General features: G+C 67.3%; 26 protein-coding genes. 10 read left to right on the plus strand and 16 right to left on the minus strand.

Going from position 1 to position 19,292, the window contains the following annotated elements; all coding sequences use genetic code 11:
- Positions 1-67: 67 nt before the first annotated feature.
- Positions 68-670 (plus strand): TIGR00296 family protein, encoded by a 603-nt coding sequence (locus BM167_RS17190; protein ID WP_092893964.1) that lies wholly within the window; start codon positions 68-70, stop codon positions 668-670.
- A 132-nt stretch (positions 671-802) separates the two neighbouring features.
- On the opposite strand, the gene BM167_RS17195 is transcribed toward BM167_RS17190, so the two are convergent.
- The 4 genes from BM167_RS17195 to BM167_RS17210 all read right to left on the minus strand — a co-directional run bounded on the left by BM167_RS17195 (position 803) and on the right by BM167_RS17210 (position 5,418).
- The gene (locus BM167_RS17195; protein WP_092893965.1) at positions 803-1,963 is read right to left on the minus strand and encodes a nicotinate phosphoribosyltransferase; all 1,161 of its coding nucleotides are present in this window, start codon (positions 1,961-1,963) and stop codon (positions 803-805) included.
- Between the two features lie 84 nt (positions 1,964-2,047).
- Positions 2,048-2,467: a DUF7979 domain-containing protein gene (locus tag BM167_RS17200; RefSeq protein WP_092893966.1), complete on the minus strand. Its 420-nt coding sequence runs from the start codon at positions 2,465-2,467 to the stop codon at positions 2,048-2,050.
- A gap of 36 nt (positions 2,468-2,503) precedes the next feature.
- Entirely contained in the window at positions 2,504-3,862 is a 1,359-nt protein-coding gene (locus tag BM167_RS17205) for an Hvo_1808 family surface protein (protein ID WP_245781409.1), read from the minus strand.
- Between the two features lie 47 nt (positions 3,863-3,909).
- A complete protein-coding gene (locus tag BM167_RS17210) occupies positions 3,910-5,418 on the minus strand; it encodes an Hvo_1808 family surface protein (protein ID WP_092893967.1) in 1,509 nt (502 codons plus the stop codon).
- A 149-nt stretch (positions 5,419-5,567) separates the two neighbouring features.
- Between BM167_RS17210 and BM167_RS17215 the strand changes: the two genes are divergently transcribed.
- A complete protein-coding gene (locus BM167_RS17215; protein WP_092893968.1) occupies positions 5,568-6,149 on the plus strand; it encodes a cysteine hydrolase family protein in 582 nt (193 codons plus the stop codon).
- 1 nt (position 6,150) lies between these two features.
- Here BM167_RS17215 and BM167_RS17220 read toward each other — a convergent pair whose 3' ends face one another.
- On the minus strand, positions 6,151-6,660 hold the full coding sequence (locus tag BM167_RS17220) for a PaaI family thioesterase (protein ID WP_092893969.1): 510 nt from the start codon (positions 6,658-6,660) through the stop codon (positions 6,151-6,153).
- Between the two features lie 56 nt (positions 6,661-6,716).
- Complete coding sequence (locus BM167_RS17225) at positions 6,717-7,586, minus strand: DUF8155 domain-containing protein (RefSeq protein ID WP_092893970.1); 870 nt, start codon at positions 7,584-7,586, stop codon at positions 6,717-6,719.
- Between the two features lie 52 nt (positions 7,587-7,638).
- Between BM167_RS17225 and BM167_RS17230 the strand changes: the two genes are divergently transcribed.
- From BM167_RS17230 to BM167_RS17240, 3 genes are all read left to right on the plus strand, one after another.
- Positions 7,639-8,364, plus strand: a complete 726-nt coding sequence (locus BM167_RS17230) for a lipoate--protein ligase family protein (protein ID WP_092893971.1) — start codon at positions 7,639-7,641, stop codon at positions 8,362-8,364.
- A gap of 46 nt (positions 8,365-8,410) precedes the next feature.
- Positions 8,411-9,718 carry a dihydroorotase gene (locus tag BM167_RS17235; RefSeq protein WP_092893972.1) on the plus strand — a complete coding sequence of 436 codons (1,308 nt, stop codon included), beginning with the start codon at positions 8,411-8,413 and terminating at the stop codon, positions 9,716-9,718.
- A 162-nt stretch (positions 9,719-9,880) separates the two neighbouring features.
- Positions 9,881-10,399 carry a DUF7529 family protein gene (locus BM167_RS17240; RefSeq protein ID WP_092893973.1) on the plus strand — a complete coding sequence of 173 codons (519 nt, stop codon included), beginning with the start codon at positions 9,881-9,883 and terminating at the stop codon, positions 10,397-10,399.
- Between the two features lie 12 nt (positions 10,400-10,411).
- On the opposite strand, the gene BM167_RS17245 is transcribed toward BM167_RS17240, so the two are convergent.
- Complete coding sequence (locus BM167_RS17245) at positions 10,412-11,179, minus strand: DUF5806 family protein (protein WP_092893974.1); 768 nt, start codon at positions 11,177-11,179, stop codon at positions 10,412-10,414.
- A 108-nt stretch (positions 11,180-11,287) separates the two neighbouring features.
- On the opposite strand from BM167_RS17245, the gene BM167_RS17250 reads away from it, so the two are divergent.
- Together BM167_RS17250 and BM167_RS17255 are read left to right on the plus strand one after the other, a co-directional pair.
- Positions 11,288-11,656: a universal stress protein gene (locus BM167_RS17250; protein ID WP_092893975.1), complete on the plus strand. Its 369-nt coding sequence runs from the start codon at positions 11,288-11,290 to the stop codon at positions 11,654-11,656.
- Positions 11,653-12,228 (plus strand): GNAT family N-acetyltransferase, encoded by a 576-nt coding sequence (locus BM167_RS17255; protein WP_092893976.1) that lies wholly within the window; start codon positions 11,653-11,655, stop codon positions 12,226-12,228. Before BM167_RS17250 ends, BM167_RS17255 begins: the two co-directional genes overlap by 4 nt.
- Before the next feature lie 10 nt (positions 12,229-12,238).
- Here the strand turns inward: BM167_RS17255 and BM167_RS17260 are convergent, their stop codons facing one another.
- On the minus strand, positions 12,239-12,697 hold the full coding sequence (locus BM167_RS17260) for a universal stress protein (protein WP_092893977.1): 459 nt from the start codon (positions 12,695-12,697) through the stop codon (positions 12,239-12,241).
- A gap of 100 nt (positions 12,698-12,797) precedes the next feature.
- Between BM167_RS17260 and BM167_RS17265 the strand changes: the two genes are divergently transcribed.
- Complete coding sequence (locus BM167_RS17265; RefSeq protein ID WP_092893978.1) at positions 12,798-13,265, plus strand: universal stress protein; 468 nt, start codon at positions 12,798-12,800, stop codon at positions 13,263-13,265.
- A gap of 91 nt (positions 13,266-13,356) precedes the next feature.
- The gene (locus BM167_RS17270; protein ID WP_092893979.1) at positions 13,357-14,610 is read left to right on the plus strand and encodes a DHH family phosphoesterase; all 1,254 of its coding nucleotides are present in this window, start codon (positions 13,357-13,359) and stop codon (positions 14,608-14,610) included.
- Between the two features lie 33 nt (positions 14,611-14,643).
- Here BM167_RS17270 and BM167_RS17275 read toward each other — a convergent pair whose 3' ends face one another.
- The 6 genes from BM167_RS17275 to BM167_RS17300 form a co-directional block, all read right to left on the minus strand.
- Positions 14,644-14,853, minus strand: a complete 210-nt coding sequence (locus BM167_RS17275; protein WP_092893980.1) for a TOBE domain-containing protein — start codon at positions 14,851-14,853, stop codon at positions 14,644-14,646.
- Positions 14,854-14,910: 57 nt separating this feature from the next.
- On the minus strand, positions 14,911-15,357 hold the full coding sequence (gene arsN2, locus BM167_RS17280) for an arsenic resistance N-acetyltransferase ArsN2 (protein WP_092893981.1): 447 nt from the start codon (positions 15,355-15,357) through the stop codon (positions 14,911-14,913).
- 56 nt (positions 15,358-15,413) lie between these two features.
- Positions 15,414-15,854: a hypothetical protein gene (locus BM167_RS17285; protein ID WP_092893982.1), complete on the minus strand. Its 441-nt coding sequence runs from the start codon at positions 15,852-15,854 to the stop codon at positions 15,414-15,416.
- 67 nt (positions 15,855-15,921) lie between these two features.
- A complete protein-coding gene (locus BM167_RS17290) occupies positions 15,922-16,398 on the minus strand; it encodes a DUF5807 family protein (protein WP_092893983.1) in 477 nt (158 codons plus the stop codon).
- A 59-nt stretch (positions 16,399-16,457) separates the two neighbouring features.
- Entirely contained in the window at positions 16,458-16,892 is a 435-nt protein-coding gene (locus BM167_RS17295; RefSeq protein ID WP_092893984.1) for a DUF7112 family protein, read from the minus strand.
- 15 nt (positions 16,893-16,907) lie between these two features.
- Complete coding sequence (locus BM167_RS17300; protein ID WP_092893985.1) at positions 16,908-17,315, minus strand: 30S ribosomal protein S6e; 408 nt, start codon at positions 17,313-17,315, stop codon at positions 16,908-16,910.
- A gap of 136 nt (positions 17,316-17,451) precedes the next feature.
- Here BM167_RS17300 and BM167_RS18225 point away from each other — a divergent pair, with 136 nt between their 5' ends.
- Entirely contained in the window at positions 17,452-17,586 is a 135-nt protein-coding gene (locus BM167_RS18225; protein WP_143095539.1) for a rubrerythrin-like domain-containing protein, read from the plus strand.
- A gap of 80 nt (positions 17,587-17,666) precedes the next feature.
- On the opposite strand, the gene BM167_RS17305 is transcribed toward BM167_RS18225, so the two are convergent.
- Positions 17,667-18,779: an aminopeptidase gene (locus BM167_RS17305; protein ID WP_092893986.1), complete on the minus strand. Its 1,113-nt coding sequence runs from the start codon at positions 18,777-18,779 to the stop codon at positions 17,667-17,669.
- A 57-nt stretch (positions 18,780-18,836) separates the two neighbouring features.
- Positions 18,837-19,235 carry a CBS domain-containing protein gene (locus BM167_RS17310; RefSeq protein ID WP_092893987.1) on the minus strand — a complete coding sequence of 133 codons (399 nt, stop codon included), beginning with the start codon at positions 19,233-19,235 and terminating at the stop codon, positions 18,837-18,839.
- Positions 19,236-19,292 lie beyond the last annotated feature (57 nt).

The raw sequence follows: 19,292 nt of genomic DNA on the forward strand, positions 1-19,292 counted from the left end.
GAATCAAGCCCCGAAACTGGTGGTGACAAGGGAAGCGTTCAAGTTAAACCAATGCATAAGAATAGATATGTCCGAGGCGCAGACCGTACACCTCACCTACGAGGATGGGGCGAGGGCGGTCGAATTAGCGCGGGAATCGGTCGAATCGTATGTTCTTCACGGGCAACGTGAACAGCCAGGTAGTATGCGCGATGCATTCTACGCTCGAACGGGGGCATTCGTACGAATACAATCCACGCGGGGACGGGGGCGGCTACGGGGGTGTGCCGGCGCCTACCGCGGAAAAGACCAACTGGGCCACGCCATCGTGGACGCCGCCATCCAGGCCGCGTCCGGCGATTCCTGTGGCTCCGAGATAGAACAGCCGGAGCTTCCGAACCTGAATATCTCCGTCTGTATCGTCTGTAATCACGTCCTAACGAACGACCCGGTGGCCGATATCGAACTCGGCACACACGGCGTCGCCGTCGACATGGACGGGCAACACGGCTGGCTCTACCCGACGATACCGGTCGAAAACGGTTGGAGCGAAGAGCAGTTCCTCACCCACGCCTGCCGGAAGGCGGGGCTGCCGCCACTCGCGTGGCAAGACGAGGACGCCATGGTGACGCTGTTCGAGGGACAGGTGTTCCGCGAACGCGCCGACGGCGGCAGCGTCGAAGAACTGTAACGGAACCGAAAACGGGAGCGGGGAAGGGGGGTCGGCGGGCCCGAACGGCCGCCGACGGCTTCTGCGCCTCTCGTGTCACTTTTCGCGGTCGGTCGTCGCGCCGGAAGCGACGGCGTTCTCGGCGTCTCCCCGTCAGGAGTCGTCTGCCCCGTACGCCGTCAGGTCGGCGTCGCGCGCGGCCCGTTCGGCCGCCGCGTCGACGTCGAAGGAGACGCCGTCGACGAGTTCGCCGTCGCGGAGGAGGGGTTCGAGCAGTCGTTCGCCGTCCGCGGACTCCTCGCGCCCGCGGAACTCGATTCGGTGGCCGCCCTCGGGCGTCCGGTACACCTCCTTCGCGCCGGTGAGTTTGCCGCGCTTTGCCGCCTCGCGGCCCTCTATCTCGACGATGTCGAGTGCGAAATCCACCGGGTCGGCGTTCGAGACGTAGCCGCCGACGCCGAACCCGTCGGCCACGTCGCGGAGGTGTCTCAGTTCCGTCGGGCCGAGGCCGCCGGAGACGAACACCTCCACGTCCGCGTCGTGCGCGTCGAGCATCCACTGCACCTCGCGGACGATGTGCCGGAAGTCGCCGCGGCGCGAGGAGGTGGTGTCGAGGCGGACGCTATCGAGGCGGTCACCGAGTGCGTCCACCGCCCGGAGCACCTCGTCCACCTCGTCGCTGTAGGTGTCACAGAGGGCCACACGCGGAACGGAGTCGTCCACCGCCTCGTCGAACGTTACCCACGCGTCTTCCTGATTTCCGCGGCCGAAACAGATCAACAGAGCGTGCGGCATCGTCCCGGACGCCTCGTGGCCGAGAATCTCGCCCGCCGCGACGTGCGAGATGCCGTCTACTCCCGCGACGAGTGCGCTTCGCTCTACCATCGCGGCGATAGAGGGGTGGACGTGCCGCGCGCCGAAAGAGAGGACGCGACTGTCCGGCGCGGCCCGGCGCACGTCGAGTGCCGCCGTCGCGACGCCGGAGGCGTGCGAGAGAAAGCCCAAAAGCGAGGTTTCGAACCGGGCGAACTCCAGGTACGGCCCCTCGATTCGCATCACCGGGCCGCCGTCGAACAGGCGGCCCTCGGGGATAGCGTCGACGTCTACGTCGCGTCCTTCGAGGAGTGCGGCGGCGTCTTTCACCCCGGCGAGCAGTTCGTACTCGCCGGTCGAGAACTGATCCGCCGTCACTTCGGCGACGACGTGCGGGTTCTTCCCCGCGTGTCGAAGCGTCGTCTCCGTTCGCTCGAAGTACGCGTCGGTGGCGCTCCCGTCGCGGATAGCGTCCTCACCGACGATGTCGAACGTAGTCATAGGGGTGGCTATTCGCGGAGCAACGAAAAGGTCACGTGTTCGGCACGCGCGACCGACGGAGAGTCACCGCCGACGCGACGGCTGTCAGCAGACGGCGACGTCCGCCCGGTAGACGTTGCCGTCGTGTTCGACGTACGGACGGTCGACCCAGAACCGGTATCCCTCTCCGCTCTCTTCGAGTTCCGCGCTCCCCTCGACGAGTGCCATGTCGAACTCGGCTTTTCGCTCCGCGGAGAGGTTACCGTAGGCCAGAGCCGTCTCGTTCGTCGGGTGCTCGACGGCTTCGAGATAGAGAACTGCAGAGCAGTCCTGCGTCGACGACGCCCGACCGCTCGCGTTCGGCGCCGCGTTCGTCACAGACCCGGACGCCTCGGTCAGTTCGGCCTCCGGTTCGGTCGTCGTCGATTCCGTCTCCGTCCGCGCGTCCGAGTCGGGAGAACCCGGCGCGCCCGAACAACCCGCGAGAACGACGAGGGCCGCGACGAGAAGTGTGCGGAGGTCCATAGACACCCAGTGGGGAGTATCCGGTAAGTGCTTTCTCTACCGGGGCCGCTCGTGGACGGCGTCTAACTGCCCCCTCGTCGGCGCGTTGACGACCGTGACGCGAGTTCCCCGGCGCGTCACGCGGAACGCGTCGGCGTACGGCCCGTCCTCGACGACGAACGTGTTCGGCCCCGCCCGCGTCGCGTTCAGTCCCGTCCGAAGCGCCGTCTCGTAGGCGGCCGAAAACTCCGCCGCGTCTCGCTTTGTCTCCCACTCGGTGGCCCAGACGTAACCGAACTCACCGCCGTCGCTTCGGTACGGAACGACGGCGTCGCCCGCCCACCCGGCACTCGCGTTCGCCTCGTAGTTGTACCGCGAGTACGCGCCGGTGTCGCGTTCGAGCGTCGCCGAAGGTATCGCACCCCGCCTGAGGAGCATCACGAAGATGGGCGCTTCGCCGACGGTGCTTCCGACCGGTTCGCGGTCGAACCGCGACCACGGGTCGGCCGCCCTGTCGGGCACCGCGACTTCGACCGGTCTGTCGTCGGGGTACGCCTCGGGGTGGAGTATCTGCTCTGTGGACGCCGGGTGGTTCGCGTACGCCGCGTCGACGGCGTCCCACCCGCCGCGGTCCCGAAGCGACCGGACGAACGTCGGGCCTTCGCTGTACGGCGCGTAGATGGTCAAGTACACCCCGCGGTCGAAGTCGTCTCTGGGTATCTCTCGGTCGGGTCGTGAAACGCAGTCCCACTCGCCGTCGCAGCGTTCCTCGTACAGTCGCTCGACGTACCGCGCGTCGCCTTCGACGAGGCCGTCCTCGGCGAGGCGGCCGTCGAGCGTCCGGGGCGCGCCGCGGACGTCGAACTGCTGGTACTGGAGCGCGTGCATCAGTTCGTGCGCCAGCGTCGCTCTGTCTATCACCGGGTTCTCGGCGTCGCTGACGACGACGATTCGCTCCTCGGAGGGCGAGTAGTAGCCGAGGACGGCGTCGCCGTACAGGTCGTCGAACACCGATTCGACGGTCCTGTCCTCGCCGACCAACAGGAGCGCCTCCCACAGTTGGTCGTTCCAGCCCGGACCGGCGGCCTCCCCGTCGCCGCCCGACTGCTCGCGGTACTCCGCGCGCGTCAGCACGTCCACGTCCACCGACTCCTCGAATTCGAGCCCGCGGACGCGTTCGACGCGGGCCATCGTCCGGGCGACGAAGGCGTCGCGTTCGGTGGCGTTCAGGCCGTCGGACTGGTCTACGTCTATGGACTCGTTGTACCAGTAGCCGCTCTCCCAGCCGATTCGGTCGGTCCGTGGGTCGTCCGGCCACGCCCCGTAGTTCGACTCTGCGACGGGCGCGGCACACCCCGAGACCAGAAGCGTCGCGGCCACGAGAAGCGTGACGACGTGGTCGTGCGTGACGATCACATACTATCGGTCGGTCCGGTCGGACAAAAGAATTCGCGAGGAGTCAGTCAGGCGTCTCGCGGGCGGATGTCGTTCAGGTCGCCGGGGTCGGGTCCGTTGACGATGACGACGCGGGTTCCATCGCGCGTCACGCGGAACGCGTCTTCGAACTCGCCGTCGGGGACGACGTACGTGTTCTCGCCGCGTTCCGTCGCGTCGTGCGCGGACAGCATGTTCCGATACGCGTTCTGGAACTGCCGCGCGTCGGCTTCGGAGTCCCACTCGGTCACCCAGACGTAGCCGAACTCGCGCGCGTCACCAGACTGCGTCTGGTTGCCCGCCGAGTTTTGCTCGGCGGCGTCGCCGGAGCCCTTCTTGTACGGGAACAGGCGGTCGTTGCCCCACCCGTTCGACGGTTTCGCGTCGTAGTTGTACGTGTCGTATCGGCTGTCGGGCTGAAAGAGGCCCCGCGGGTTGACTGTGTCTGCGCCGGTAGTTCGGGCCTGATACCAGAACATGGAGAAGATAGACGCCTCCCCGACGGTGTCTGACCCGTCTTGGCCCTGACTCTCGAACGTCGACCAGCCGTTTCGGCCTCGGTCTCTGAACGCTATCGGCACCGGTTCGTCGTCCGTCCCGTGGATGACCTGTTCGGTGGACTCCGGCGGGTTCTCTAACTGGTCGTCCACCGCCTCCCACCCGCCGCTTTGGTAGTGTTCGGAGATGAACACCGGACCGTCGGAGTAGGGTTGGAAGATGGTGAGGAAGATACCGTAGTTCCGTCCGTCCGAGGAGGACGACTCGGACGATTGGCCCCGTTGCGGCGCGGGGACGCAACTCCACTCGCCCTCGCACATCTCGTCGTAGCGGAGTTCGACGTACTTCGCGTCACCTTCGACGGCACCGTCTACGGCCAAGTCGCCGTCTTGGGTCTCCCCGGAGTACTTCCGTTTCGTCAGGTCGTAATGCTGGTCCTGAAGCGCGTGCACGAGTTCGTGAACGAGCGTCGCGTTGTTTATCGTCGGCGAGTCCGGAGAGTTCGTGATTATCTTTATCTGGTCGTCGCGGGGCGAGTAAAAGCCCGCGACGGCGGAGTCGCGCGTACCGCTGATGGTCGATTGACTGTCCTCCGTCTCACCGGTGATAAAGAGCGCCTCCCACACCTGGTTGTTCCACTGGTCGAACTCGCTCGGACCGGACGACGACGACGGCGTGCCGGTAGAGCGGTTTCGGTACGCCGCCCGCGAGAGCGATTCGACCGACACGCGTTCTCGGAACTCCTTGTGTCGGATGTACTCGACGCGGGCCATCGCCCGGCCGACGAACGCCCGGAGTTCGGTGTCGGAGAGTCCGTCGGATTGGTCGACGTCTATCGGTTCGTCGTACCAGTAGCCGTCCTCCCACCCGAGAACGTCCGTCTCTGGGTCCGAGAAGTTCTCGCCCGGCGTCGCGGGCGTCGGTGCGTCGGAGCCTGAGTCGTCGGCGTCGGCGTTCGGGTTCGTCGCGGGCGCGGCACAGCCAGCGGAGACGAGCAGCAAAGCGAGGGCCGCGGCGACGAGCCCGTGGCGCGGTGGCATTGTACGATTTGACGGCCCGCGGTCTGAAGTAGCTTTCCGCATCGACTACAGAGGCGGCAGCCCCCGGAGTCGGTGATAGGCGGCGAATCGACCGGTGACCGGTGACCGGTCGCCGTACAGTTTTGTCGAGCGACGGACAACGTGGTGGTATGAGCGAGTACACGTTCGACTCGGAGCGAACCGCCCTGGTAGTCGTCGACGTGCAGAACGGGTTTTGTCACCCCGACGGAAGCCTGTACGCCCCGGGGAGCGAGGCGGTCGTAGACGACGTGGCCGCCCTCGTCGACGACGCGCGCGAGGCGGACGCGACGGTGGTGTACACGCGCGACGTCCATCCGCCGGAACAGTTCGAAGACAGCCACTACTACGACGAGTTCGAACGCTGGGGCGAACACGTCGTCGAGGGGACGTGGGAGACGGAACTCGTCTCCGAACTCGACGTGCGCGAGGAGGACCACGTCGTCGTCAAGCACACGTACGACGCGTTCCACCGGACCGAACTCGAAGGGTGGCTGAACGCCCACGGCATCGACGAGTTGGTCATCTGCGGCACACTGGCGAACGTCTGTGTCCTTCACACCGCCGGAAGCGCGGGATTGCGCGACTTCCGCCCCGTGTTGGTCGAAGACGCCATCGGCGCGATAGAGGACGAACACAGAGAGTACGCGCTGGACCACGCGGGGTGGTTGTTCGGCGAGGTGACGACGAGCGACGACGTCGAGTTCGAGTGAGTCAGTCCCGAAACAGCCTGTAGGCGGCCTGACCGGTGGCGACGGCTTCCGAGTCGGTGGTGCCCTCCCACCGCTCTGCGGAGTCGTCGTCCACGTCGTCGGGGATTTGGCTCGCGACGGTGACTGTGCTCACGCCTATCGTACCGCCAGCGCGGACGACTTCCGCCGTCGCCCGGAGCGTTCCGGACGCCCGGCGGAGATAGTTGACGTTCAGGTTCACCGTCGCCACGCCGCCTGTCATCGGGTCTTCGAGCATCGTCCGTTGGGCGATGCCGCCCGCGGTGTCTATGAGCGTCGCGGCGATGCCGCCGTGGACCGTCGGCGGGTTCGTCGTGTTCGTGAGTTTCTCGTCGTACGGGACGGTCATCACGACGCGGCCGCGTTCTATCTCCTCGACGCGGGTGTTCAGCCACGAGAGGTAGCCGTGTTCCTGTTCGATGTACTGCTGGACGAGCGTCGCCGCTTCGCTCGGAAACCCACCGTCGGAGCCGTTCTCGTCGCCGTCGGTCATTGGTCTCACCGCGCACGCGAGGGGTATGAAATCCGCGGTTCCCCCGCGGCGACGGCTCAGTCCAACCGAACCGGGTCGTCGGTCTCTCGAATCTCGACTTCGACCGACTCGCCCGCCGCAAACGAGCGGTCCGGACAAACGAGTTTCGCGCCGAACTCGGGGGTCGACCCGGCGAAAAGCGAGATGCCGGTGATTCTGTCGCCGTTCGCGACGACGTCGAAGGAATCCCACGCGACGGACCGTCCCGCGACGGTTCCGACGGGGTGGCCGAGAAACGACACCGTCCGCCCGTCCGCGCCCGGAGAGAGGACGCCGCCCCGAGAGTAGTGCGCGAGGCCGCCGTCGAGAGCGACGGGCGAGAGTCCGCAGTCGCCCGCGACGGCGGCCCACCGGTCGCCGGGTGCGGGGTGGGTCGGTTCGTCCAACACGGCGTACGTCTCGCCCGTCTCGACGACGGTTCCGGTCCCGTCCCACGGGACTGGTTCGACCGAGACGTCGGCGACGACCGGAAGCGACCCCCCGGCGCGGTGCGGGTTCTGGTCGCGGCGGCGGAAGCCGAGGTGGACGTGGTTGCCGACCCACGGCGCGAAAAACCCCGAGCGAATCATCGGCCCGAGGCGGTCGCCGACTTCGACGGAGTCGCCCACCTCGACTTCGGGGCGGACGTGGAGGATTCGCGCGACGTAGTCGCCGGTGTCTATCAACACGAGATACTCCTCCTCGTGTGCGTACGGTTTCGGCGGCGCTCGGACCGTCCGCGTCTCCACGACGTCGCCGGAGACGGGCGAGAGGCCGTCGTTCGACGCCGGGTAGAGGTCGATGGCGCAGGCGTCGTCGTGAGCGGGATACGGCGAGTTGTACAGAGAGAACCGACGGTAGCGGTCGAGCACGTCCGCAGAAATCCTCGCGCAGTCGTCGCCGTCCATGCAGAACCGGGGGGACCGGGAGGGCTTAGACGCGTCGGCTCGTCTCCCCGCTATGGACGCCGAAACGAGCGACCGAGTCCGAGTCGTTCGCGGGCGCAGGGAGACGCGAGAAGCGGACCGGTCGGTAACGGCGGCGATGCTCGACCGAACGGGGCGAGACGGCGTGCCCGCCTTCCGCGCGTGGACGCCGCACAGACAGGTCGCGTTCGGTCGCCGCGACAGTCACGCCGAGAGGTACGACGAGGCGCGCCGCGCGGCCGAAGACCGGGGGTTTCCGCCGGTCGAACGGAGCGTCGGCGGCCGGGCCGTCGCCTACACCGGGACGACGACGCTGGCGTTCGCACACACCGTGCCGACAGCGGACGTCCGCACCGGCCTCGACGCCCGGTACGAGGCGGCGACGGAGTCCGTGGTCGAAGCGCTCCGGTCCGTCGGCGTCGCGGCGACGCCGGGCGAACCGCCGAACTCGTTCTGCCCCGGCGCGCACTCGGTGCGGGCCGAGGGGAAACTGTGCGGCATCGCACAACGCGTTCGGAGCGACGCGGCACTCGTCTCCGGCGTCGTCGTCGCGGACGACAGCGCGGAGATAGCCGCGGTGTTGGAACCGGTGTACGCGGCGCTCGACGTCCCGTTCGACCACGAGACGGTCGGAAGCGTCGCGGAGAGCGGCGGTCCCTCGGACCCTGAGCGGACGGTTCGAGCGCTGGAGTCGTCGTTCGTCGGCGACGCGGAGTGGGAGGTGACCGACGCCGCCGCGTTCGTCTCCGACGACGAGTAGCGCCGCGAATCGCGGGGCTTAGGTCGCCACCCGCAGAGACACGGGTATGTCTACGCTCATCGTCGGTGCGACGCTCGCAGACGGGCGCGTCCGGGACGTTCGGGTCGAAGGCGGAGAGATAACCGCGGTCGAACCGTCCCTCGACCCGAAGCCGGACGAACGGGTGAGAGAGGCCGACGGCCGACGCCTCCTGCCGGGCGCGATAGACGCGCACGTCCACGTCCGCGAACCGGGCTACTCCCACAAGGAGACGTGGGAGACCGGGTCGAAAAGCGCCGCCGCGGGCGGCGTGACGACCATCGTCGACCAACCGAACACGACGCCGCCGACGACGACGGGCGCGGCGTTCGACGAGAAGGCGGGCCTCGCCGAGAAGTCGCTCGTGGAGTACGGCATCAACGGCGGCGTGACCGCAGAGTGGGACCCCGAGTCGCTTTTCGACCGGCCGCTTTTCGCACTCGGCGAGGTGTTCCTCGCGGACTCGACGGGCGACATGGGCATCGAGTCGGACCTGTTTTCGAACGCCGTCGCGGCGGCCGCAGACGAGGACGAGGTCGTCACCGTCCACGCCGAGGACGCCGACCTGTTCGACGAGTCGGCGCGGGAACGCGACGCGGGCGGGACCGGACGGGACGCGGACGCCGACCCGTGGAGCCAGTACCGCGCCGCCGAGGCGGAGGCCGCCGCCGTCGAACGCGCGGTGGAGGTGGGCGCGGACTCCGACGCCGATATCCACATCGCACACACGAGTACGCCGGAGGGCGTCGATGCCGCAAAATCGGGCGGGGCGACGTGCGAGGTGACGCCGCACCACCTGTTTCTCTCCCGCGAGGACGCGACGGAACTCGGCACGTTCGGGCGGATGAACCCGCCACTCCGCAGCGAGGACCGCCGCGCGGGGATGTGGGACCGACTCGTCGAGGGCGGCATCGACATCGTCGCCACCGACCACGCGCCGCACACCGTCGAAGAGAAGGACGCGAGTCTCTGGGACGCGCCGAGCGGCGTTCCGGGCGTCGAGACGATGCTTCCGCTTCTGTTGGCGGAGGCCCGAGAGGGCAACGTCTCCTACGAACGGGTCAGAGACGTGACCGCCGCGAACGTCGCCGAGATATTCGGCCTGCCGCGCAAGGGCCGAATCGAGGTCGGACGCGACGCCGACCTGGTGCTTTTCGACCCCGAGGCGACGCGGGAGATTCGCGGCGAGGACCTACACTCGAAGTGCGGGTGGACGCCGTTCGAGGGACGCACGGGCGTCTTCCCCGACCTGACGATGGTTCGCGGGAGCGTCGTCTACGAAGGGGGGACGTTCGGCGACACCGTCGGCGAGAACGTCCGCGAAGCGGCCGAATAAGGGCGAACTGCCGGCGAGAGCGTCGTCCCGGGTCGAACGCCGGGCTACCGCGAACCGACCCGGGGGCGGCGGTCAGAGCACGGAGGCGTTGCCCTCGTCATCCGGTTTAAACTCCGGCAGCGATGGAGACGCCTTTTCGGTCGTGCCGGTCGAACACAGAGTATGGACGACCCGACGGAGAGACCCTCTGGCCCGGACGGGACGAGAGCGGAGTCCGGCGTGACGGAGTTTTGGGACCGCGTCGTCGGCAGAGCCGAGGACGCCGCGACGGCGTACCGAGACGCCGGATGGGACGCGGTCGAACTCCACCCCGGAAACGCGACGCCGGTGCCCGCGATGGGCGGCGAGGGGGCGGGCGACTACGGACTGAGCGTCCTCGTTCCACCCGACGAGTTCGAGACGGTCGAACGACTCGCGGGCGAGACGACGTTCGACGACGCCGACGTGCGCCGCGTCGAACGGGGCGAAACGGTGTTCGTCGTCGCCGCATTCCTCGCGCCGGAGTCCGGAGACGCCGTCGTCGTGCCGACGCACTACAGGCGGCGCGAAGCGGCGTCGATGCTCGACCGCGCGCTATCGGCGGGTGAGATGCGCGTCCTCGTCAGGTCGCCGGACGACGACCCGGTGGTCTTCCGCGACGACGACGTAGCGTCGTGGACGCCGGACCGAGAGTCGGAGTGAGAGACCCGCCCTTCAGTCGTCGCTGGCCGCGTCGTCGTCCGCCAGTTCCTCCTCGCGCATCTCGGCGCTTGCCTCTCTGACCTCCCGCATGACGCTCGAGATGCGCTCTTCGGCCTCCAGTTCCTCCTCCACGGAGAGGTCGACGCCCTCGACTTCGAGGAGGAACTTCGCTATCTCGGAGACTTCGTACATCAGTTCGTCGAGTTCCTCGGCCGTGAAGAAGCCGGACATCGCGCCGTAGAGAAACGTCGCGCCCGACTTTCGGACCTTGTCCTCGAAGGAAGAGCGGGCTTGATTGACCGCCTGCGGGGTGTACGTATCCGTCATGAACGGGACGAGTTCGGGGAGGTTGTCGCCTATCTTCGTCATCTCGACGCCCGTCTCCGTCCGGAAGTCGGCGCAGAGACGCGCGATGGCCCACTCGCGGGCGGTGACGTACGTCCGGTCGCGGAGGAACTCGTTGACCCGGTCGTACTCCGCGCCGTCCATCTTCTTGAAGCGCGCGTACTTCTGCACGTCGTCCGGCGGCGCGTCGGCGGCGTCACCGTCGGCACTGGCGTCGTTACCGTCCGCGTCGGTCGCTTCGCTCTCGGATTCCGTCACCGCCGAACCGGAATCGCCCGCGTCGGCGGCGTCCGCCGCCCCGTCTTCCTTCTCGACTCCTCGGTCTCCGGGCTTTCGTTCGTCTGCCGCCGACCGCCCGTCCTCGGACGACTGCGTCCGTCGGGGCGAGGAGGTCCGTTCCTCGCCGTCGTCGGGCGTCGGGTTCTCGTCGCTCATACGCGGGGTTTTCCGGCGCGTCGGAAAAGGGTTCCGTCGAGGGAATCGGCCGCTTTCGACCCCCAACACGGGCAACTGTTTTCTACCGGCCACACAACATAGTCGCTCATGAAGGTTCTCTTGGGAATCGGGGGAAGCGAAGACTCGGTTCGGGCGCTAGAGGAGACGGTTTCGAGAACGACGGTCACGGGCGACGAACTCACCGTCGCACTCGTGGACAACCCCTCGTCGGACAGGTCGAAAGACGAACTCGAAGAGTCGGTTCAGGACCTCCTCGACTCGGAGGGGGTCGACGCGGAGATTCGACGACTCGAGGGCGACCCCGGTAGTCGCCTCGTCCGCGTCGCGGAGGAGGAGGGATTCGACAAGATAGTCCTCGGCGGCGGGCAGACAAGTCCGATGGGCAAGATAAACATCGGCGGCATCGCCGAGTTCGTCCTCTTGAACTCGCACGTCACGGTCACCTTAGTCCGATGACACCGCCAGACCGACGCTACCCGGACGCGCCCGCGGGACCGTTCGAGAGTCCGCCGTACTCGTTCGAAGACCGCGAGGGAAGAGAGATAGAACTGCGCGCGTACGACGGCACGGACGCGGAGTTCGAGGCTCTCGTGTCGATGTATCTGGAGTTCGACCCCTCCGACAGAGCGCAGGGAATCCCGCCGGGCCAAGAGAGTCGCGTCCGCGAGTGGTTGGAGAACATCCTCGGAGAGGACTGTCTGAACGTCGTCGCGTGGAACGGCGACGAGGCGGCGGGACACGCGACGCTCGTCCCGGACGGCGAGGCGTACGAACTCGCCATCTTCGTGCTGCAGGCGTACCAGCAGTCCGGAATCGGCACGAGACTGATGAAGGTGCTCCTCGGCTACGGGTACGACTCGGGCGTCGAGAAAGTGTGGCTCACGGTCGAACGCTGGAACCGCGCGGCGGTGAGTCTGTACAAGAAGATAGGCTTCGAGACGACGAACTCCGAGAGTTTCGAGTTGGAGATGGCGCTCCGACTCAGCGAGAGCGAGTCCGAGTCCGAGTCCGAGTCCGAGAAGCGCTAAGCGGCGCTTCTCACACCGAGAGTACGGGCTGTGTCGCGTACAGAAGCACGTACTCGGCGGCTTTCTCGAGGACTTCGCCGGGGTCACCCGAGACGGGTTCCCGCGGGACGACGATGAAGTCCGCGCCGAGTTCCTCGGCGGTGTCGAGGATGACGCTCCCCGGATGGCGCAGTTTCATCTTCGTCGAGAAGCCGTAGGCGACGGACGTAGAGAGGCCGACGCCGCAGTCCTCGGCGATGCCTCTCGTCGTCTCCGTGATGGCCTCGCCGTCTGCGGCCACCTCCTCGTCGTTTACGACGCCCGTCTCGATAGCGCGGACGACGTCCTCGCCGAGGACGTGGACGGCGTGAACTGCCGCGTCGTACTCGGCGGCGATGGCGCAGGCGTATTCGACGGCGGCGGCGGATTCGTCGCTTCGGTCGACGGGAACGAGGACGAGTTCCACGTCCAGCGGACGGCGGTCGGTCATATCCGGTCATGCGACGGCCGACGGGAAAAAGCCTCACCTCGCGGCCCGTCGGTCGGCGACGACGGTTGGATTTATCCCGGTTCCCGATGAAATCGCGCCCATGTTCGACACCATCGTCATCGCGACGGACGGGTCCGAGAGCGTCCGGCGGGCCATCGACGTCTCTTTGGACCTCGCGGACCGGTTCGACGCCGCCGTCCACGTCCTCTACGTCGTCGACGCCAGCGAGGTGGAGTCCTCGCCGGACCGTCTCCGCGACGAGATGCGCGACGCCCTTTCGGACCGCGGCGAACAGGCGCTTTCGGAGGTTCGAGAGGCCGCCGACCGCGACGTGACGACGGCCGTAGTCGAGGGACGCCCCGCGGGCGTTATCGGCGACTACGCTCGCGACCACGACGCCGACATGGTCGCGATGGGCACCCGCGGCCGCCACGGCGAGAACCGGTTTCTCATCGGGTCGGTCGCGGAACGCGTCGTCCGCACCTGTCCGGTCCCCGTGTTGACCGTCCGCCAACTCGCAGACGACGAGGAGGAAGGCGGGCCGACCGGAACCCCGGAGACGGCCTGAGCGCCGACGTTCGCCGCCGATTCCCGGCCTGATGCGCCGACCGGCCGGAGCGGACCACCGCCGTTTTCATCCCCGGCCCCCTCTCTCGCGTATGGAAGACGAACTCATCGACAGTTCTCGGCTCTCGCTCTCGCGGAAGTCCCAGCTTCCGGGCGCGGGCTTTTTCTATCCCGACTCGCTCGACGAGGACCGCTCGGAGGAACGCGTCGAAGAGGCCGTAGAGGACGCCGAAGTCGTCGTCGTCGCCGACACGGACGCCGACGGCCTCGGCTGCGTCGCGTTGCTCCGCGAGGCGTACGACGCCGCACTCGACGCCGACTCCTTCGAGGAGGATATCGCAGAGCGAATCGAACAGCTAGAGAACCCGGTCGAATCCGACGAGGAAGACGCGGAGGCGGACGCGGACGCACTCGAAGACGAGGACGTGGGACCGAACTCCTCGGTCGCTCTCGTGGGGTCCGGGCCGTACTCGCTCGAAGACGAACTCGACAACGTCGCCGAGTACGCGCCCGAGGGCGTCGAAGTGTTCGTCTGCGACCTCTGTCCCGACAAGTACGAGTACGTAGACGAGGAACTCGACCGCCTCGTCGAAACCGCCTCCTCGGTTCGGTGGTTCGACCACCACCAGTGGAACGACGACGTGGCCGCCGCCGTCCGCGAGGCGGGCGTCGAACTCGTCGTCGGCGAGTCCGACGAGGAGTGCAGCACGGACGTGACGCTTCGGTCACTCGACTACGAGTTCGACGACCGGTTCCGCGAACTTGCCGAGGTCACCCGCGACCACGACCTGTGGATACGCGAGGACCCCCGAAGCGACGACTTGGCCGACTACGCGTACTGGACGGGCGCAGAGGAGTACGTCACGATAGTCGGCACCTACGGCGCCGACCTCCCGGACGTGGCGACCGAGTTCGTCGAACTCCGCCGCGTCGAAAAGGAGAACCTCATCGACCGCGCCGTCTCGCGCGCGGAACTGAAGTCCGTCGGGCCGTGGACCGTCGGCGTCACCTACGGCCGGTGCTCGCAGAACGAGGTGGCGGAAGCGCTCCGCGAACGGGGTGCGGACGCCGCAGTCGTGGTCAAGCCCGCCGGAAGCGCCAGCATCCGCGGAACCGACGACTTCGAACTCTGCCACGAAGTGGCCGGCCAGGTCAACGGCGGCGGCCACCCGAAGGCGGCGGGCTGTAAGCCCGACATCTACGACGACATGCTCGACTACGCGAACCACTGGACGACGCAGGGAAGCGCGGCGAAGCGAGTCATCCTCGCGGCGTTCGAACGCGTGGCCGAACGGTTCGAGGCGGGCGCGTACGACGACGACGAGGGCGTCGAGACGGAACGCTGAACGACGAACGACGGGGCGGGCCGCACGAAGCCGTCAGTCTTTGTTTATCATCACTTCGCTCGCCTTGATGACGGCGCTCACGTCGTCGCCCTCGGCGAGTTCGAGTCTGTCGGCGGACGCCCGCGTGATGGTCGACGTCACCCGTTGCCCGTCTCCGAGTTCGACGACTACCTCCGCCATCACCTCGTCTTTCCGCACCGAGACTACCGTTCCCGACAGGTCGTTGCGAGCACTCAGTCCCATACCCGATACTGTCGGGGATATGATACAAAGAGCTACCGGCGCCGACGCCGGTTCGACCTACAGCGACTTTTTCATGCAGACGGCCGTCGCGGGACAGATATCCTCGAACTCGGTGGTCGCTCGGACCGAGTCGGGAGCGTCACTCCGCGCGATTTCGGCGAAGCCTCGGTCCGCGAAAAAGTCCGCAGCGGTCGTCGTGAGCAAGAACAGCGTTTCGACGCCCGCGGCGCGGGCCTCCCCCTCCAACGCGTCGCACAGCGCCGTCCCGAACCCCTCTCCTCGCTTCGACTCGGCGACGACCACCGACCGAAGGAGTCCGGCGGTCCCGTACGCCTCGATGCCGCCGACGGCGACTGCGTCGCCGTCAACGTATCCGGCGTAGAAACAGTCCGGCTTCGACCGCACGTCCCGCGACGGCAACCCGGTCTCCTCCAGCATCGACTCGACGCACGAGAGAGACTCGTCGTCGTCCGCCTCTCGGAGCGTCAGGGTCGCTCCGCTCATGTCTGCGGTAGCTCTCGGATGGATAATACGTCTTTCGACGGCTTCAGTCCCTCTCGTCACGCGCTCCGACACTCGGCGTCGAACCCCGGTTCGCCGTCTTCGACGAACGCCTCGACGAGGAAATCTCCGCACTCGGTCGGGTCCCACGTCCGCCCGCGTTGCCCGCCCGAGGTACTGATCGTGAACTCGTGTTGCTCGTCCGTCGCTCGGACCGTCGCTCTCATTTCGACGACCTGCTCCGAGTCGGCGGGCAACACCCCCGAGAAGGAATCTCTCACGCTCTCGCCTTGGCTGACGACGACTTCGTACTCGCGTCGTTCGTCGTCTCGGTTCCGGAGTCTGACGGTCACCGCGGCCTCTTCGGGTCGCGGCGTCGGGGTGTTCGCGTCCGACGAACAGCCCGCGAGTCCGGTCCCGACTGCGACGCCGACCGCCGCGAGGAGTCGCCGCCGGTTCGGGGAGTCGAGACGAGAGGAGAGCGCGGGTCGTTCTGTCACACCGGAGTCGTTCGGCCCGACGGTGAATAAGTCTCCGTCCGCGGGCGTCGAACCGGACGGCCGGGCCTCAGTTCGCCTCGGCCGGTTCGTCCTCGCCGGGTTGGACGCCCGTCTCGTCTTCGGCGCCGACGACCCACCGGTCGGAGTAGTCCGTCCCGCAGGTGCAGTGAGCGTAGGCGTGGACGACGTCGCCGCGTTCGTACAGGCCGCCGACGCCGTCGTTTTGCTCCTCCGCGAACGCGAAGATGAACCGCGTCTGGTGGTTCTCGTCGGGCGCGCTGTCGGGGCACTCGCCGCCGCCCAAGTCGCGTTCGACGTGGCTCTTGTTTCCGGTCGCCTGTTGGGCGAACTCCATCGCGTCCATCCCGGTTCCGGCGGCGAACGCGCGGCGGCCGTCGTCGCCGTCTACGACGAGGACGTACCCGTTCTCGACTTCCTCGCCGAGGTTCGGAAGTTTCCCCTGACTGTCGAGATACTCGTGGGTGAGAAACAGCGCCACGTCGTCCAGTCTGTCGCCCGCGAGAAACGCCTCGAGTTTGCTCATGGTGTCTCTGACGCGCGGAAGCGTAAAAAGCGCCTGAACTCGAACACGAACCGCCCGCGCTACTCGTCGCGGCCGAACTTCTCTGCGATGTCGGAGAGCGAAGCGTTCGGCCGTTTCGGCACGGAGTAGACGGTCCGTTTGCCGGGTTCGCGTAGGCCGTAACAGAACCCGGGTTCGAGTTCGTCGAGTTCGACCGCCGACCCGGGGTCGCGACCCGTCTCCGAACACCACTCCGCGAGGCGGTTCTCCCCCTCGCCTGCGTTCCGGGCGAGTCGCTTGTTGTCGTACGCGCCGCGGACGAGACGCCCGGACGCGTCCGAATCGACCCGCGCGTGGTAGTGGCCGCCGCCCGCGAGGAGCCGAATCAGGTCGCCCTCGGCGACGGCCGCCTCGTCGGGGAGGCGGAGACAGGGCCGTCTGGTCCCGCCGCTACGCGCGATACTCGCGCGGAACGTCGTGACCGATGCGTGGTCGCTCGGAACGCGTTCGGACACGGCTGTCTCGCGTCGTTACTCGTCGTCGGATTCGGCTTCGTCGTCGCCGTCACCGAGGGCGGCGGCGACGTCGCCGTCGCCTTCGACGACTTTCGCGTTGACCTGTGCGGTGTCCTCGGAGACCTGACGGCCGCGGACGGTGACTCGCTTGCGTTCGCCGTCGCGGTTCGGCTTGTAGCCGACGCCGCCCTCCAAGAGGAGTTCTTTGAGGTTCGCACCGGCGACGTTCTCTCGCATCGGGCGTCCGGCCTTGTCGGACCCGCCGGTGAGTTCGAGCGTGAATCCGTCGAGTCCGACGGGCGCGCCGTCTACCTCGTCGCCGATGTCTCGACCGAGGAATCGGTTCGCGTCCTGTCCGTCGACCTCGAACTGGTACGTGTTCCCGGTGTCGGGGTCGGAGACGACAACCTTGAAGTCTGCCATGGGAGGGAAGAAACGACCGCCGATAAAAAGTACGTCGAAAGCGACTCCCGCCCGCGGAGCCCCGACAGGCCGATATTCGTGACACTCCGCGACAGCCACGATAACGATTAACACACCCAGAGCCGTACCCCTCGCCATGTCGGAGTCGTTCGACAGGTCGATGTGGTACGAATGCGCGCGGTGCGACTTCCGGTCGGAACCGGGGGACCCGACGACGGTCTGTCCGCGGTGCGGGTCCGCGATGCGGAATCTCGGACGGACGCGGGGGTAGAATCTCACTCTTTTCGAGGGTTCCTCGTCCGCCCTCGCGCAGACGAACCCCGCGAAGAGTACGGACCGAAAAGCCGCCGTTTACTCCTCGAAGCCGTCTTCCCACCGGAAAGCGCCGTTTCTCTGGACCACCTCGCCGTCCACTTCGAGTCGGGACGCCTCGCTCACGTCGGTTATCATGTCCACGTGGACGGCGGAGTCGTTGCCCGCCTCGCCCTCGGGGAGACAGGCGTCGTACGCGCGCCCGACGGCCAGGTGGACGGTGTCGCCCATCTTCTCGTCGAACAGGACGTTGTCGGTGAAGCGGTCGATGCCGCGGTTCATCCCGATGCCGAGTTCGCCGAGTCGGCGCGCGCCCTCGTCCGTGTCGAGGATGTCGCCGAGGGCGTCTTCTCCCGTCTCGGCGGCGTAATCGACCACCTCGCCGTCTTCGAACGAGAGGTGGACGTTCCGCACGCGCGTCCCCGAGAGGGTCATCGGCACGTCGAAGAACACCTCTCCCTCGGGGTCGTACGGCGCGGTGAACACCTCGCCGGAGGGGAGGTTGTGGGAGTCGTAGGCGACGGAGGCGGCGGAGTTGACGGCGGTTCTACCCTCGATGGACATGGTGAGGTCCGTGGCCGACGACGCCGATTCGCCGCCTTTCACGAGTCGGACTTCGCTCCCCTCGTCGAGTATCGCCTTCATCTTCGCCATCTCTTCTGCGAGGGCCTCCCAGTCGCGGAGGACGGCGTCGTAGACGAACTCGCGGTACTGTTCGACGGCCATCCCCGCCTGTTGCGCCAACGACCGCGTCGGGTGGACGGTAGAGACCCAGTCGGCGTCCATGCGGGCCTCGCGCACCTCCTGATTCGCGCGCGAAGCGGCCTGTCGCGTCTCGCCGGGGACGTCCGCGGTGGCGAAGGTGTTTCGGCCGCCGCCGAGAAAGAGAACCGAGTCGGCGTTCTCGTAGAGGGCCAGTTCGTGCGCCGCGGTGTCGAACTCGCCGTCGTGCGCGCGGAGGTAGGCGCGGGACACCTCCTCGGAGGCGTACGTCGTCACGACGTTCGCGCCGCGTTCGCCCAGTTTCTCGGCGACGGCGACGGCGAGTTCGTGCGCCCCTTCGGCGACGCTGACGACCACGTCGTCGCCGGGTTCGACGCGCGCACTCCAGTCTACGAGAACCTCGGCGTGTTCTCGGATGCGTAAGTCCATACGAAAGGCGTCGCCCGCGGCGGAGAAAAATCCCTCACTCGACGTCCGACCGGGACCTCACCCCGTCAGTTCCAACAGGGCGTCGAACTCGCGGGCGTACGTCGCCAACAGGTCCTCGAACGTGACGACGCCGACGTACGCGTCTCTTTCGTCCACGAGGACGGCCGCCCGAACGTCCCGCCGAGAAAACAGACGGAGGAGGGCCTCGCGGTCGGCCGTCTCTCTGATCGTGACCGGGTCGTCGTCGAGTAACGTCCCGACGGGCACCGCGCGGACGTCTTCGTCGGCGACGACGGCGCGGCCGATGGTCGCCGGCGAGACGAGTCCGAGCGGTCGTTGCTCGTCGACGACAGCGACGATGTCGGCGTCTCGCGTCCGCATCGCCGCGGCCGCGTCCGCGACGGTCGTATCCGGCGACGCGGTCAACGCGTCCGTGCGTGTGATGTCTCCGAGCATGAGAGAGGCTACGGCGCGAACGTCAATAGGCGCGTCGGGCGGTCGGGGAGGGGAACC

Source organism: Halopelagius inordinatus, assembly GCF_900113245.1.
GTDB lineage: Archaea > Halobacteriota > Halobacteria > Halobacteriales > Haloferacaceae > Halopelagius > Halopelagius inordinatus.